Source organism: Shinella zoogloeoides (assembly GCF_030733845.1).
Taxonomy (GTDB): Bacteria; Pseudomonadota; Alphaproteobacteria; order Rhizobiales; family Rhizobiaceae; genus Shinella; species Shinella zoogloeoides_C.
In genome coordinates this window covers 3,652,707-3,667,990 of the sequence record NZ_CP132311.1, presented here as the reverse complement: position 1 = coordinate 3,667,990, position 15,284 = coordinate 3,652,707, and the positions used below count along the sequence as shown (strand labels likewise).

9 protein-coding genes are annotated in these 15,284 nt (G+C 68.1%); 6 read left to right on the top strand and 3 right to left on the bottom strand.

Annotated features, from left to right (window positions below; all coding sequences use genetic code 11):
• Positions 1-124 precede the first annotated feature (124 nt).
• The 6 genes from Q9316_RS18955 to trxA all read left to right on the top strand — a co-directional run bounded on the left by Q9316_RS18955 (position 125) and on the right by trxA (position 12,071).
• Entirely contained in the window at positions 125-2,665 is a 2,541-nt protein-coding gene (locus tag Q9316_RS18955; protein WP_371878017.1) for a PAS domain-containing sensor histidine kinase, read from the top strand.
• A 6-nt stretch (positions 2,666-2,671) separates the two neighbouring features.
• The gene (gene tsaE, locus Q9316_RS18950) at positions 2,672-4,168 is read left to right on the top strand and encodes a tRNA (adenosine(37)-N6)-threonylcarbamoyltransferase complex ATPase subunit type 1 TsaE (protein WP_306033111.1); all 1,497 of its coding nucleotides are present in this window, start codon (positions 2,672-2,674) and stop codon (positions 4,166-4,168) included.
• A gap of 13 nt (positions 4,169-4,181) precedes the next feature.
• Positions 4,182-4,916: a nucleotidyltransferase family protein gene (locus Q9316_RS18945; protein WP_306033110.1), complete on the top strand. Its 735-nt coding sequence runs from the start codon at positions 4,182-4,184 to the stop codon at positions 4,914-4,916.
• The gene (gene addB, locus Q9316_RS18940) at positions 4,913-8,089 is read left to right on the top strand and encodes a double-strand break repair protein AddB (RefSeq protein ID WP_306033109.1); all 3,177 of its coding nucleotides are present in this window, start codon (positions 4,913-4,915) and stop codon (positions 8,087-8,089) included. The genes Q9316_RS18945 and addB overlap by 4 nt, the downstream gene beginning before the upstream one ends.
• Positions 8,082-11,654 carry a double-strand break repair helicase AddA gene (gene addA, locus Q9316_RS18935; RefSeq protein WP_306033108.1) on the top strand — a complete coding sequence of 1,191 codons (3,573 nt, stop codon included), beginning with the start codon at positions 8,082-8,084 and terminating at the stop codon, positions 11,652-11,654. The genes addB and addA overlap by 8 nt, the downstream gene beginning before the upstream one ends.
• Positions 11,655-11,750: 96 nt before the next feature.
• Complete coding sequence (gene trxA, locus Q9316_RS18930; protein WP_203316971.1) at positions 11,751-12,071, top strand: thioredoxin; 321 nt, start codon at positions 11,751-11,753, stop codon at positions 12,069-12,071.
• Between the two features lie 65 nt (positions 12,072-12,136).
• Here trxA and Q9316_RS18925 read toward each other — a convergent pair whose 3' ends face one another.
• From Q9316_RS18925 to trpA, 3 genes are read right to left on the bottom strand one after another with little or no spacing between them, the layout of a single operon-like run.
• Positions 12,137-13,480, bottom strand: a complete 1,344-nt coding sequence (locus tag Q9316_RS18925) for a bifunctional folylpolyglutamate synthase/dihydrofolate synthase (protein ID WP_306033107.1) — start codon at positions 13,478-13,480, stop codon at positions 12,137-12,139.
• A 19-nt stretch (positions 13,481-13,499) separates the two neighbouring features.
• Positions 13,500-14,402, bottom strand: a complete 903-nt coding sequence (gene accD / locus Q9316_RS18920; RefSeq protein ID WP_306033106.1) for an acetyl-CoA carboxylase, carboxyltransferase subunit beta — start codon at positions 14,400-14,402, stop codon at positions 13,500-13,502.
• A gap of 41 nt (positions 14,403-14,443) precedes the next feature.
• Positions 14,444-15,283 carry a tryptophan synthase subunit alpha gene (gene trpA / locus Q9316_RS18915; protein WP_306033105.1) on the bottom strand — a complete coding sequence of 280 codons (840 nt, stop codon included), beginning with the start codon at positions 15,281-15,283 and terminating at the stop codon, positions 14,444-14,446.
• Position 15,284: the final 1 nt, after the last annotated feature.

Sequence of the window (15,284 nt, the reverse complement as noted above, 5' to 3'; positions counted from 1 at the left end):
TCCCGACGATTCGGGAAACAAGTATCGTTAACGCGTTGATTCGGCGTGGAGATGCGGACCCTTTGCGCCGGATTGGGATGTCTTGTCGATCAGGCGGCAAACGGACGGAGACATACCGGGGATGATGGCGGAACTGAAACGAGGCCGTTCCGGGCAGGCTTTTTGCCCGCCGGAGCGGGATGGGGCGCATGCATGTGCGCCGCAAAATGCGAATATGGTTAACGGCTGGTTGACGCGGCATGGCAGGCGCCTTCTGGCGGCCGGCTCGGCGTTGACGTCGCTTGCTCTTGCCGGCCCGGCCCACGCCGCCGGCCCCTACCTCGCCACTACCGAGATCGTCACCGTTTCCATGCTGCTCGGCGTGATGTCGGCGACGATGGTCTCCGCCATCTGGATGATCCGCCAGCGCGGCCGCATGGAGGCCGAGCACCGCGAGTTGCGCGCCCATCTTTCTGATGCCCGCCACACCGTTTCCCGCCTGCAAGCGCTGATCGGCGACAAGAACCGCCGCATCGTCATGTGGGACGGGCTTTCCGGCAAGCCGGAATTCCTGGGCCAGCTGCCGCCGGAGACCGGCGCGCCGCAGGCCGACCGCGAATTCCTGGCCTTCGGCCGCTGGATGAAGCCGAACTCGGCCCTCGAGATCGAGCGCGCCGTCGAAAAGCTGCGCTCGCAAGCCCAGAGCTTCGACCTCGTCGTCGAGACGAGCCGGGAGGAAGTGCTGGAGGCGCAGGGGCGCGTTTCCGGCGGACAGGCCTTCGTGCGCTTCGTGGCACTCAACAACCTGCGCGCGGAAGCCGCCGAACTCAAACTGGAGCGCGACCGCCTCGTCGCCGCGCTCACCACGCTGCAGGGCCTGCTCGACCAGATCGACCTTCCCGTCTGGCAGCGCGCCGCCGACGGCTCGCTCGCCTGGGTGAACGAAGCCTATGCCGAGGCCGTCGAGGCCAAGGACGCGGCCGGCGCCGTCGCCGAGGGCCGCGAGCTGCTGCCGACGATCGCGCGCGAAAAGATCCGCGCGACGAGCACCTACGACACGCCGTTCCGCGACAAGGTCTCCACCGTCGTGCACGGCAACCGCAGCTTCTTCGACGTCGTCGACGCGCGAAGCGCGACGGGTTCGGCCGGCATCGCCGTCAACATCTCCGATGCCGAGGCGGTGCGCGAGGAACTAGTGCGCACGCTGAAGAGCCATGCCGAGACGCTCGACCATCTCGCAACGCCGGTCGCGATCTTCGACGGCGAGCAGCGCCTGCAATTCTACAACCAGGCCTTCCAGCGCATGTGGGAGATCGAGACGGCGTTCCTCGAAAGCAAGCCCGGCAACGGCGAGCTGCTCGACCGCCTGCGTGCCGGCGGAAAACTGCCCGAACAGCTCAACTGGAAACAGTGGAAGGAAACGGCGCTGTCCGTCTACCGCGCCATCGAGACGCAGAGCGATCTCTGGCACCTGCCGAACGGCCAGACGCTGCGCGTCTTCGCCACCGCCCGCCCGCAGGGCGGCGCCACCTGGGTCTTCGAGAATCTGACGGAAAAGGTCGATCTCGAAACGCGCTACAACACGCTGGTGCAGGTGCAGGACGAGACGATCGACCATCTGGCCGAGGGCGTCGCGGTGTTCAGCCCGGACGGGCGCATCCGCCTGTCCAACCCGGCCTTCCGGGCGCTGTGGGGCATCAGCGAGGCCGAGGCGAAATCCGGCACGCATATCCGCGCCATCGAGCAGGCCTGCGCCCCGTCCTACGACAGGCCGGACGGCTGGAAGCGCTTCGCGCACATGATCACCAGCTTCGACGACGAGCGCCCCTCCTGCCAGGGCATGCTGGAACTGCGCACCGGGCTGGTGCTCGACTTCGCCGTCATCCCACTCTCCAACGCCCAGACGATGCTGACCTTCGTCAACATCACCGACAGCGTGCGCGTCAGCCGGGCGCTGACGGAAAAGAACGAGGCGCTGCGCAAGGCGGACGCGCTGAAGAACGATTTCGTCCAGCACGTCTCCTATGAGCTGCGCTCGCCGCTCACCAACATCATCGGCTTCGCGGACCTCCTGAAGACGCCGACCATGGGCGAGCTCAACGACCGCCAGGCCGAATATGTCGACCATATCGCGACCTCCTCGGCGGTGCTGCTGACCATCGTCAACGACATCCTCGACCTTGCGACCGTCGATGCCGGCATCATGGAGCTCGACTATACCGAGATCAACCTGACGGACCTCATCGACGACGTGTCGATGCAGTTCGCCGACCGGCTGCACGATGCGCAGGTGACGCTGGAGATCACCGCGCCGGACAATCTCGGCACCATCGTCGCCGACCAGCAGCGCCTCAAGCAGATCCTCATCAAGCTGCTTGCCAATGCCGCGAATTTCGCGCCATCAGGCACCTCCATCGGCCTCAGATGCTGGCGCGAGGGCCGGGACCTCGTCTTCACCGTCTCCGACCGGGGACCGGGCATTCCGCAGGACGTGCTGAAGACGGTGTTCGACCGCTTCGAGAGCCACGGCCGGCACGGCGGGGCGGGGCTCGGCCTCTCTATCGTCGAGAGCTTCGTCAGCCTGCATCACGGCACCGTCACCATCGACAGCCACGAGGGCCGCGGCACCGACGTCACCGTGCGCATCCCCTCCGCGACGATGACCTCCTTCGCGGCGGCGGAATAGGCCGTCATGGCGCTCGACATTTTCCTTCCCGATGAAGCCGCGACAATCCGGCTCAGTGAGGACATGGCGCTCGCCGTCAGGCGCGGCGACTATATCGCGCTGTCGGGCGATCTCGGCGCGGGCAAGTCGACCTTTTCGCGCGCGCTGCTCCGCGCCATCGCGGACGATGCCTTCCTGGAAGTGCCGAGCCCGACCTTCACGCTGGTCCAGAGCTACGACCTCCGCATCCCCGTCGCCCATTTCGACCTCTACCGCATCGCCGATGCCGCCGAGATCGACGAGCTTGGCTTCGACGAGGCGCTTTCCGAGGGCGTCTGTCTCGTCGAATGGCCGGAAAAGGGTCTTGGCGCGCTGCCGGCGGAAGGGATTTGGCTGACCTTCGTGCATGAGGGCGACGGTCGGCGCGTCTCCATCGACGGCCCGGCGCCGGCGCTTGCCCGCATCCGCCGCTCGCTGGCGATCCGCGCCTTCCTCGACGAAGCCGGCTACCGGGATGCAACGCGGCGGCACCTGACGGGCGACGCCTCGGTGCGTGCTTACGAACATGTCTACGCCGGCGGCACGCGCCTCGTGCTGATGGATGCGCCGCGCCATGCGCCCGGCCCGATCCTCGCCCATGGCAAATATTACCAGCAGATCGCCCATATTGCCGAAGACGTGAAGCCGTTCATCGCGATCGGCCGGCACCTTGTCGCGCGCGGCCTCAGCGCGCCTGCCATCCACGAAACCGATATCGACCAAGGCATTCTCCTCATCGAGGACCTCGGCAGCGACGGCGTTCTTGACGCGGACGGCGCGCCGATCGCCGAGCGCTACCGCGAAAGCGCCGCCTGCCTTGCCCACATGCACGGCCAGCTCTATGTGCGCGACCTGCCCGTGGCGGACGGCCTCGTCCATAGCGTGCCGGATTTCGACCGCGACGCCATGCAGATCGAGGTGAGCCTCCTCACCGACTGGTACCTGCCTTGGAAGCGCGGCACACCGGCGAGCGAGGAGGAGCGGCGCGCCTATGTCGCCATCTGGGACGGGCTGATCGGGAGCCTTTCGGCGGCCGAGCACAACCTGCTTCTGCGCGACTTCCATTCGCCGAACATCATCTGGCGGCCGAAGGCGACCGGCACCGACCGGGTCGGCATCATCGATTTCCAGGACGCGATGATCGGCTCCTCGGCCTATGACGTCGCCTCGCTGGTGCAGGATGCGCGCGTCGATATGCCGGATGCCGTCGCCGAAGACGTTCTCACCCACTATCTCTCGCTGCGCGAGAAACAGGGCGGCTTCGACCGCGAGCGATTCGTGCGCGACTGGCACGTCATGGCGGCGCAGCGCAACTGCAAGCTCGCCGGCCTCTGGGTCCGCCTGATGCAGCGCGACGGCAAGCCCGCCTATATGCGCCACATGCCGCGCACCTTCCGCTATCTCACGCGGGCGCTTTCCCACCCCGACCTCGCCCCCTTGCGCGACTGGTGCGAAAAGGCTGGAATCCTCGCGACCGAATCATAAGCGCGAGATGCCGATGAAGATCGAAGACGCCATGGTGCTGGCCGCGGGCCTGGGAACGCGCCTGCGCCCCATCACCGACACGATGCCGAAACCGCTGGTGCCGATCGCGGGAAAACCGATGATCGACTACGGCCTCGACGCGCTGGCGGCGGCGGGTGTCAAGCGCGCCGTCGTCAACGTGCATCATTTCGCCGACCAGATGACGGCGCACCTGGCGAACCGCACGGTGCCCGAGATCATCCTTTCCGACGAGGCGGAGCGGCTGATGAATTCCGGCGGGGGGCTTGCCAAAGGCCTGAAGCTGCTCGGCCGCGGGCCAGTGCTCGTCATGAATGCGGACCTCTTCTGGATCGGCGAGACGCCCGGCGAGAAGACCAATCTCCAGCGGCTGGCGGAACACTTCGACCCGCAGCGCATGGACATGCTCATGCTCTGCGTGCGGCTGGAGGACACGACCGGCCACAACGGCAAGAAGGACTTTTCGATGGACGGGGAAGGCCGCCTTGCCCGCTATCGGGAGGAGAGCGGCAATCCGGTGGTCTATGCCGGCGCCATCGCCATGATGCCGGCTTTGTTCGACGACGCGCCGGATGACGCCTTCAACCTCAACATCTATTTCGACCGGGCCATCGAAACGGGCCGGCTCTTCGGCCTCATGCTGGAGGGCCACTGGATCACGGTGGGCACGCCGGACGCCATCGGCGCGGCGGAAGCCGTCATCGGCAGCTTCCGCGAGGCGGCGGCGTGACCGGCGGCCGGGGCGGCCGCATCTACTCGATCCCGGCGAGCCTGCCCTTCCTCAGGACGGTCGCGCAGAACCTCGTCGACGGCCGGCTGGTTCCCGGCTTCAGCTACGATCCCGCCGATCCGCTCGCGCTGGCCGACGTGACGATCTACGTGCCGACGCGCCGTTCGGCCCGCGTCATCCGCTCGGAATTCGTCGATCTCTTCGGCGGCCGCTCGGCGATCCTGCCGACGATCCGCGCGCTCGGCGAGACGGACGACGACAGCGGCTTCTTCGACGAGGTCGCGCCGGCGCTCCTAGACATGGCCGAGCCGCTGTCCGGCCCGACGCGGCTCCTGGAGCTTGCCCGGCTCGTGCTCGCCTGGCGCAACCGCCTGCCCGCCGCCGTCACCGCCATCCATGCCGAAAGCCCGCTCGTCGCCCCGGCGAGCCCGGCCGATGCCGTCTGGCTTGCCCGCAACCTCGCCGAAATCATCGATGCGATGGAGACGGAGGAGCTCGACTGGTCGGCGCTGGACAATCTCGATGTCTCCAACCATGCGCTCTGGTGGCAGCTCACCGCCGAATTCCTGAAGATCGCCAGCGACTACTGGCCGGCGCGGCTTGCCGAGCTTGGCCGCTCCTCGCCCTCGCTGCGGCGCAACGCGACGCTGCATGCCGAGACGGAGCGCTACCGCCATTCGCCGCCCACAGGACCGGTGATCATCGCCGGCTCCACCGGCTCCATCCCCGCAACATCAGGGCTGATCGCGGCCGTGGCGAACCTGCCGAACGGCGTCGTCATCCTGCCGGGGCTCGACCGCTTCATGTCGGATGCCGAATGGCTGCTCGTCGGCCATCAGGGCGGCGGCGCGCAGAAACCGGACGCGGCCTCGCGCAGCCACCCGCAATACGGCCTCCACCGCCTGCTCACCCGCATGGGCTGCACCCGGGCCGACGTGGAAACGCTCGGCACGCCGCCCAAACATCTCGAATATCGCGCGCAGATCCTTTCCAGCGCCTTCCTGCCGACGCAGGCGACGGCCGGCTGGGGCGAGATCCGCGGCACGCTCGACAGCGGCCTGATGGCAGAGGCCTTCCGCGACGTCTCGCTGGTCGAGGCGGCCAACGAACGGGAGGAGGCGCTGGGGATCGCGATCGCGCTGCGCCTGGCGCTGGAAGACGGCGAAGAAGCGCAGGCCGCCCTGATCACGCCGGACCGCAAGCTCGGCCGGCGCGTCGCCGCGGAGCTGGCCCGGTTCGGCATCGAGGCGGACGATTCGGCCGGCACGCCGCTGCTCTCGACGCCGCAGGGCACGCTGCTGCGCCTCCTTGCCGAGGCGGCGCTGCGTCCCGGCGATCCGGTGCCACTCGTCGCCCTGCTCAAGCATCCGCTGGCCCGCTTCGGCCTCGACGAGGCGGCGATGCGCGAGGCTGTGACCGCGCTGGAGCTGACGGCGCTGCGCGGCGGCACGGCGGAGATCGACATTTCGACGCTCGGACCCCTGCTGGAGGCCGCCATCGCGCAGCAGGCCGGGGATCGCCACCCGCCCGTGTGGCGCTCGGCGTTGCCGGGCGAGGCCGTCTCGTCGGCCCGCGATCTGGCGCGCCGGGTTGCGGAAGCCGTCGAGCCGTTGGCGGGCGCGTTGCTTCAAAGCCGCGCGGGGCGGCGCTTCTCTTCGAAACTGCCGCTCTCCGACTGGTCGGAGCGGACCGGCCGTGCGCTGGAGGCCGTTGCAAGGGACGAGCGCGGCGACCTTGCGGCGCTGTGGTCGGGGGAAGCCGGCGACAGCCTTGCCAACCTCCTGAAAAGCGTCATCGAGACGGACGGGCAGATCGAGGCCGACGGGCCGCAGTGGTGCGACATCATCGAGGCGCTGGCGGCGAGCGAAAGCGTCAAGCCGCGCTCCATGCGCCATCCGCGCGTCTTCATCTTCGGGGCGCTCGAATCGCGCCTGCAGAGCGTCGATACGGTGGTGATCGGCGGGCTCAACGAAGGCACCTGGCCAGGACAGGCGGCAAACGACGCCTTCCTGTCGCGCATCATGAAGGTGGAGATCGGCCTGGAGCCGCCGGAACGGCGCATCGGCCAGCTCGGCCACGACCTGCAGATGGCGGCCGGCGCGCCGAAGGTCGTGCTGACGCGGGCGCTGCGCAACGGCACCGCGCCGACCGTCGCCTCGCGCTGGCTGCAACGGCTGCTCGCCGTCGGCGGCCCGGCGCTGGCAGGCGATCTTCGCGCCCGCGGCAAAAATTTCATCGACTGGGCAGGCGCGATCGACAAAAGCGCGCCGGTGCCGAACGCCCCCCGCCCCGCCCCGCGCCCGCCGGCAGACCTGCAGCCGAGGAAATATTCCTTCAGCGAAGTGGGTCGGCTGCGCCGCGACCCCTATGCGATCTATGCCCGGCATATCCTGCGGCTCGATCCGATCGCGCCCTTCAACCTCGATCCGGGGCCGGCCGAGCGCGGCTCGCTCTATCACCGGATCGTCGACCGCTTCGTGCGCGAGGAAGGAACCGGCGAGCCGCTGACATTGATAAGCCGGATTCTCAACGAGGAATTCGACGCGGTAGCGCTGCCGCCGCATATCGACGCCGTCTGGCGGCCGCGTTTTGCCGCCGTCGGCCGCGCCTTCGTCGACTGGCACCTGAAACGGGCCGGCGACGTGCGCGAGAGCCTGACGGAGGTGCCGGCCTCGCTCGACCTCTCCGTCGGCGGCATCCGGCTCACCGGCATCGCCGACCGCATCGACATCCTGCCCGACGGCAGCGCCGACCTCATCGACTACAAGACGGGCAGCACGCCGTCGCTGAAGGTGGCGCGCGCCCTGCTCGACCCGCAGCTCGCGCTGGAGGCGGCGGCGATCAGGCGCGGGGCGTTCCGCGGCCCCGGCATTCGCCAGCCGGCGAACCTTCTCTATGTGCGCCTCAAACCCGGCGAACGGTTCAAGGCCGAGCAGGTCAACAACGAGCATTCGAAATCCGCAAGCGCGATACCGAAATCCGCCGCCGACCTTGCCGAGGAATCGCTGGCGGAGCTGGAAAAGCTGCTGACGGGCCTGATCGAGGGGCGCTACGGCTTCGCCTCGCGGCTCATTCCCGAGCAGGAACGCAGCTATGGCGGCGAATACGACCACTTGGCGCGCGTCGCCGAATGGTCTTCGGCGGAAAACGGCGAGGAGGGCGAGGATGCCTGAAAACGGGATTCCCGCGGAAGACCGGCCGGCCTCCACGGATCCAGCCGCCTGGCTGAGCTGGACGTCGCAGAAGCAGGCGACGGCCTCCGATCCCGGCCGCTCCGCCTGGGTCTCGGCCAATGCCGGCTCGGGCAAGACGCATGTCCTGACCCAGCGGGTCATCCGCCTGCTTTTGGCCGGCTGCCGGCCGTCCGCCATCCTCTGCCTCACCTATACCAAGGCGGCGGCCTCCGAAATGTCGAACCGCGTCTTCGAGCGGCTTGCCGACTGGGCGACGCTATCCGACGAGGCGCTGTCCGACCGCGTGACGGCGATCGAAGGCGCGCGGCCGGACCTCTTCAAGCTCGCCGAGGCGCGCCGCCTCTTCGCCCGGGCGCTGGAAACGCCCGGCGGCCTGAAGATCCAGACCATCCACGCCTTCTGCGAGGCACTGCTGCACCAGTTTCCGCTGGAAGCCAATGTCGCCGGACATTTCTCCGTGCTCGACGACCGGGCGGCGGCCGTGCTGCTGGCGGATGCGCGCCGCACCCTCCTGACCGCGACAACGAGCGAAGAAGACGAGGCGCTTGCGGGCGCTTTCGCGACCGTGCTCGACATTGCCGATGATACGGGGCTGGAGCGGCTGATTTCGGATATCGTCGCCAGCCGCGGACCGATCCGCGACTTCCTCGAATCGGCCGGACGGGCGGACGGCGTGGAGGCGGTGCTGCGGCGCGAGACCGGGCTCGGCCCCCATGAGACGGCAGAGGACATCCTCGCCGCCTACTGGCCGCTCGACGGCCTGCAGGGCGCCGTGCTGGATTCCTATCTCGCGGCTGCGGAAAGCCTCGGCAGCGATACGGTGAAGACCTCGGCCGCCGCCTTGCGCGGGCTCGCGCGGCTGAGCGACCCGCAGGCTCGGCGGGCGGCGCTGACCGACCTCTTCTTCACCGCGGCCGGTGCGCCGCGCAGCATCGACCGCTCCTTCCTCTCGAAGAAGGTCAAGGACAGCGCTCAGCAACTGGAAGCGGCGCTGCTTACCGCCCAGGCCCATGTGATCGCCTGCGACGACCGGCTGCGGCGCCTGCGCATGGTCGAGGCGACGCTAGCCGCGCTCACCATCGCCGAGCGGCTGATCGGCGACTACGAGGACCTGAAGCGCGCGCGCAGCCTGCTCGATTTCGACGACCTGATCGACCGCACCGCGACGCTGCTGACGCGCGACAAGGTGAGCGCCTGGGTGCACTACAAGCTCGACCAGGGCATCGACCACATCCTCGTCGACGAGGCGCAGGACACCAGCCCGCGGCAATGGCAGATCGTGAAAGCGCTGACCGACGACTTCTTCGCCGGCGAAACGGCGCGCGTGACGGGGCGCACGATCTTCGCCGTGGGCGACGAGAAGCAGTCGATCTATTCCTTCCAGGGCGCGCGGCCGGAACGATTCGCGGAGGAAGGCCGCGCGGTCGCGAGGCGGACGCAGGCGGCGGACGCGGCCTTCAGCCCGATCCGCCTGCTGCTCTCCTTCCGCTCGACGCGCGACGTGCTTTCGGCCGTAGATCAGGTCTTTCTCGACCCCGCCAATGCGCGCGGCCTTTCGCCTGGCGGCGGGGAGATCGTGCATGCCTCCAATCGCGGACGCGAGCCGGGCGCGGTCGACATCTGGGAGGTGATCGCCGCGCCGCCGGGCCTCGACGAGGAGGACTGGACGGCGCCCTTCGACGCGGTCGCCGAGGAAGCGCCGATCAATGTGCTGGCGCGCCGCATCGCCGATACGCTCGCCGGCTGGATCAGCCGCGAGACGGTGACGGAGAAGGGCAGGACGCGGCCGATGGAGGCCGGCGACATCATCGTGCTGGTGCGCAAACGAGACGCCTTCGTCAACGCGCTGACCCGCACGCTGAAGCAGCGGCACAACCTGCCCGTCGCCGGCGCCGACCGGCTGGTGCTGACAAAGCACATCGCCGTGCAGGACCTGATGGCGCTCGGCCGCTTCGCCGTGCTGCCTGAGGACGATCTTTCGCTGGCTTCCCTGCTGAAAAGCCCGCTCTTCGGCCTCGACGAGGAGGCACTGTTCACGCTGGCCGCCCGGCGCGGCGAAAAACAGAGCCTCTGGATGCGGTTGCGGGAGATGGCCGAGACCGAGGCGGCGCTTTCCGCCGTCGTTCGCCGGCTCGAAACCATGATCCGCGATGCGCGCGGCCAGTCCGTGCACGATTTCTATGCCCGGATCCTCGGCGCGGGCGGCGGGCGGCGGGCGTTCCTTGCGCGGCTCGGCGTGGAGGCCGGGGAGATCATCGACGAGTTCCTGACCTTCGCGCTGGACCAGGAGGAGAACGGCCTGCCAGGCCTGCAGGCCTTCGTCTCGACGCTGGAACTGGAAGCGCCGACCGTCAAGCGCGAGCAGGACAAGGCGCGCGGCGAGATCCGCATCATGACCGTGCATGCCGCCAAAGGCCTGGAAGCGCCTGTCGTCTTCCTCGTCGACGGCGGCGCGAAGGCCTTCAGCCCGAGCCACATGCCGCAGCTCCGCTTCCTGCCGGCGCCAAGCCTTGCCGGCGGCCTGCCGGTCTGGCTGCCGCTGAAGGATCTCGGCAACGACATGACCGGGGCCGACGCGGACCGCATCAAGGCGGCGGCGGAAGAGGAATATCGCCGCCTGCTCTACGTGGCGATGACCCGCGCCGCCGACCGGCTCGTCGTCTGCGGCTATCGCGGCCGGCTGGAGAACAAGGACACCTGGCATCCGATGATCGCCGCCGCGCTTGCCGCCGGGGGCGGACGGTGCGTGGAAACGGCCTTTTCGACGGCCGGCGAAAGCTGGCAGGGTTTTTCCTGGCGGGAAGCGGGCGCGGCGGCGGCCGGCGACGTCGTCGTGGCGGCCGCCGAGGAAAAGGCGAGGACGGTCTTGCCGGACGCGCTCGGGCGGCCGCTGCCGCCGCAGAAATCCCTGCCGCGGCCGCTCAGCCCCTCGGGCGCGGCGGCGGTGATCGAGACGGACAAGGCGGACCTCCTGGTGCCCTCGGCGCTGTTCGGCAGGAAGGGCGGCGCTCCCGGCGCCGGCCTTGCGCTGGAACGGGGGCGCATCCTGCACCGCTTCCTGCAGGTCCTGCCCGCCTTCGACCCGGCGGAGCGGCCGGCGGCGGCGGGCCGCTATCTCGAACGGGCGGCGGCGCACTGGCCGGAAAGCGCGCGCACGGCGCTCGTCGCGGCGGCGCTGGCCGTGATCGGCGATGGCAGCCTTGCCGCGATCTTCTCGCCCGCGGCGCGGGCGGAAGTCTCGATCATGGGCACGCTGACGCTCGGCAGCCGGGACTTTGCCGTCTCCGGGCGCATCGACCGCATGGCCGTGAACGACGATGCGGTCGAGATCGTCGATTTCAAGACGAACCGCGCGCCGCCGGCCTCTGTCCAGGAGATTCCTTTCGAGCACCGGGCGCAGCTTGCAATCTATCGCGCGATCCTCGCGCCGCTCTATCCCGGACGGCAGATCCGCTGCGGGTTGATCTATACGGAAGCGGCGAAAACCTACTGGCTGGATGGCGGGCTTATGGACGCGAGCCTTGCCGAACTCGCCTCGAAATGAGATACCGGACGGGACGATCCGCTGCCGGCCGGGCCTTGAAACCGGGCACCGGCAGCGCCACATCCTCTACAACAATCACCATTCAAGGAGAGCCTGATGGCTACCGTTAAAGTCGACCAGTCCAATTTCGAGGCCGAAGTGCTGAATTCCGCAGAGCCGGTCGTCGTCGATTTCTGGGCCGAATGGTGCGGCCCGTGCAAGATGATCGCGCCCGCGCTGGAGGAAATCTCTTCCGAGCTGGCCGGCAAGGTGAAGGTCGCCAAGCTGAACATCGACGAGAACCCGGAACTCGCCGCCAAGTTCGGCGTGCGCTCGATCCCGACCCTCGCCCTGTTCAAGGGCGGCGAAGTGGCCGACATCAAGGTCGGCGCCGCGCCGAAGACGGCCCTCTCCTCGTGGATTTCCAGCGCCGCCTGATCGGCCCGCTACTGGACAAGATCAAGCCCGGCCTTCGCGCCGGGCTTTTTCGTTCCGGCAAGGTTTCAAGTGGGCGGCGTGCCGTTGTCGGCGAGCACGTCGCCGACGAGATAGAGCGAGCCGCCGATCAGGATGCGCGGGGGAACCGAGTCCTCCGCGGTGATGCGGCCAATCTCGGCAAGCGCGTCGGCGACCATCGACAGGGGTTCCGACTCCAGGCCGGCGCGGGCCGCGTCATCGGCCAGCGACACCGGATCGAGGCCGGCATCCGAGCCGCGGATCGGCACGGTGAAGACCCGCTCGGCAAGGCCGCGGAACGGCTCGAAATAGCCGACCGGATCCTTTGTGTTGATCATGCCGGTGACGAGGAAGAGCGGGCGCGGATCGCGCTCCTCGAAATTGGCCATGGTTTCGGCAATGACCTGGCCGGCACCGGGATTGTGCCCGCCATCGACCCAGATCTCGCTGCCGCGCGGGGCAAGCCGCACCAGCGCGCCGTCCGTCAGGCGCTGCAGGCGGCCGGGCCATTCGACCTGGGCGAGGCCCCGTTCCAGCGCATGATCGGAAAGGGTGAAGCCCGCCGCCTTGACGGCGCGGATGGCCGCGGCGGCATTGGCATATTGATGGCGACCGGGCAGGCGCGGCAGGGGCAGGTCGGCAAGGCCGAACTCGTCCTGGTAGACGAGGCGGCCATATTCCTCATGCGCCATGAAATCCTGGCCGTAGACGGCATGCGGGCAGCCGAGCCGCTCGGCCGTCTCGACCAGCACGTCGCGGGCGGCGTCTTCCGACTGGTAGCCGATGACGACGGGTACGCCCCGCTTCATGATGCCGGCCTTCTCCGCAGCGATGAGCTCCACCCGGTCGCCGAGATAGGCCTGGTGATCGAGCGAAATCGGCATGATGACCGAGATGGCGGGGCGTGGAATGACGTTCGTCGCATCGAAGCGGCCGCCGAGGCCGACCTCGATGATCGCCACATCCGCCGGATGCTCGGAAAACAGCAGGAAGGTGACGGCCGTCAGGATTTCGAAGACGGTGATCTTCTCGCCGCCATTGGCCTCGGCCACGCGGCGCACGGCATCGGCGAGGACCGCGTCCGCGACGAGCTGCCCGCGCCCGCCCTTGACGCCGAGGCGGTAGCGCTCGTGCCAGTTGACGAGATGGGGCGAGGTGTGGACGTGCACACTGAGGCCGGCTGCCTCGAGGATCGAACGGCAGAAGGCGGTGACCGAGCCCTTGCCGTTGGTGCCGGCCACATGGATGACCGGCGGCAGCCGCAGATGCGGATCGCCGAGCGCGGCAAGCAGCCGCGTGATGCGGTCCAGCGAGAGATCGAACCCTTTGGGATGGAGGCCGAGAAGCTTCTCGATCTCCGTTGCCGCTTCGCTGACCGTCACCATCGCCATGCCGCCCTCGCCGATCGGCCTACTGGGCCGCGATGGCGACGGCGCCGTTCGTCGCGGCAACGCTCGCCGGCTTCTTCATCAGTATCTTGAGAAGGCGGGCCAGCGTCGCGGGAATGTCATGGCGCTTGACGACGAGATCGACCATGCCGTGTTCCAAAAGGTATTCCGAGGTCTGGAAGCCCTCGGGGAGCTTCTCGCGGATGGTCTGCTCGATGACGCGCTTGCCGGCAAAGCAGATTTCGGCGCCCGGCTCGGCGAGATGGATATCGCCCAGCATGGCGTAGGACGCCGTCACGCCGCCCGTCGTGGGGTTGGTGAGCACGACGATATAGGGAAGGCCCGCTTCCTTCAGCATCTCCACGGCGACGGTGGTGCGCGGCAGCTGCATCAGCGAGAGGATGCCTTCCTGCATACGCGCACCGCCGGAGGCGGGGAACATGACGAGCGGGCACTTTTCCGCGATGGCGCGTTCGAAGGCCTTGATGATCGCCTCGCCAGCGGCGATGCCGAGCGAGCCGCCCATGAAGTTGAATTCATGCACGACGGCGACGAGCTTGACGCCGCGGACCTTGCCGACGCCGGCGAGGATGGTGTCTTCCAGCTCAGTCTTGGCGCGGCTGTCCTTCAGGCGGTCCGTGTACTTCTTCGAATCGCGGAATTTCAGCGGGTCCTGCGCGACCTTCGGCTGCTGCAGCGCCTCGAAGACGCCGTCATCGAAAAGGTCCTTGAGGCGGGCCTTCGCCGGCATCTTCATGTGGTAGCCGGACGCCGGGATGACCCACTTGTTTTCCTCGAGATCGCGGTGGAACACCATCTCGCCGGTTTCCGGGCACTTGATCCAGAGATTGTCGGGCACATCCCGGTCGGGGCGGCCGAGCATCGAGTTGATCTTCGGCCGAACGTAATTCGTAATCCAGTTCACGGTCTCAACTCCGTTATAATGGTGGTTCCCATGTGGGAACTTTACTCCGCCGCCGCAAGGCGCGCGCCGCGCACGCCCGATGCGAGGCTCATCACCAGCGTCTCGACACCGGCGACGGTGGCGGCGCTGGCCTTGCCATCCGCCGTGAGGCTGGAGGCGATCTGGTTGACGATGGCCGTGCCGACGACGACGCCATCCGCCGAGGCGCCGATGGCGCGGGCATGTTCGGCCGTCTTGACGCCGAAGCCGACGCAGACCGGCAGCTTGGTATGCGCCTTGATGCGGCCGACCGCGCCACCGACCAGCGAGGGGTCCGGCAGGGCCGAGCCGGTGATACCGTTCATCGAGACGTAGTAGACGAAGCCCGACGTGTTCCTGAGGACCGCCGGCAGGCGCTTCTCATCCGTCGTCGGCGTTGCGAGGCGGATGAAGTTGATGCCCTTGGCGATGGCGGGCAGGCACAGTTCGTCGTCCATTTCCGGCGGCAGGTCGACGACGATCAGGCCATCAATGCCGGCTTCGAGGGCTTCGTCGAGGAAGCGCTCGACGCCGTAGATGTAGATCGGGTTGTAATAGCCCATCAGCACGATCGGAGTCGCGTCGTCTTCCTTGCGGAAGTCGCGGGCCATCTGGATCGTCTTTGCGAGCGTCTGGCCACCCTTCAGCGCGCGCTGGCCGGCGAGCTGGATCGCCGGGCCGTCGGCCATCGGATCGGAAAAGGGCATGCCGAGTTCGATAACGTCGGAGCCTGCCTTCGGCAGGGCCTTCATGATCTCCAGCGAGCTGGCATAGTCCGGATCGCCGCCCATGAAATAGGTGACGAGGGCCGGACGGCCTTCGGCGGAAAGGTCCGCAAAGCGTTTGTCCATGCGTGCGGTCATC

Excerpts from the sequence above, each read along its gene's own strand:
- trxA (WP_203316971.1), top strand. The coding sequence starts at position 11,751 with ATGGCTACCGTTAAAGTCGACCAGTCCAATTTCGAGGCCGAAGTGCTG.
- Q9316_RS18945 (WP_306033110.1), top strand. The coding sequence starts at position 4,182 with ATGAAGATCGAAGACGCCATGGTGCTGGCCGCGGGCCTGGGAACGCGC.
- Q9316_RS18925 (WP_306033107.1), bottom strand. The coding sequence starts at position 13,480 with ATGGCGATGGTGACGGTCAGCGAAGCGGCAACGGAGATCGAGAAGCTT.
- addA (WP_306033108.1), top strand. The coding sequence starts at position 8,082 with ATGCCTGAAAACGGGATTCCCGCGGAAGACCGGCCGGCCTCCACGGAT.
- Q9316_RS18955 (WP_371878017.1), top strand. The coding sequence starts at position 125 with ATGGCGGAACTGAAACGAGGCCGTTCCGGGCAGGCTTTTTGCCCGCCG.
- trpA (WP_306033105.1), bottom strand. The coding sequence starts at position 15,283 with ATGACCGCACGCATGGACAAACGCTTTGCGGACCTTTCCGCCGAAGGC.
- tsaE (WP_306033111.1), top strand. The coding sequence starts at position 2,672 with ATGGCGCTCGACATTTTCCTTCCCGATGAAGCCGCGACAATCCGGCTC.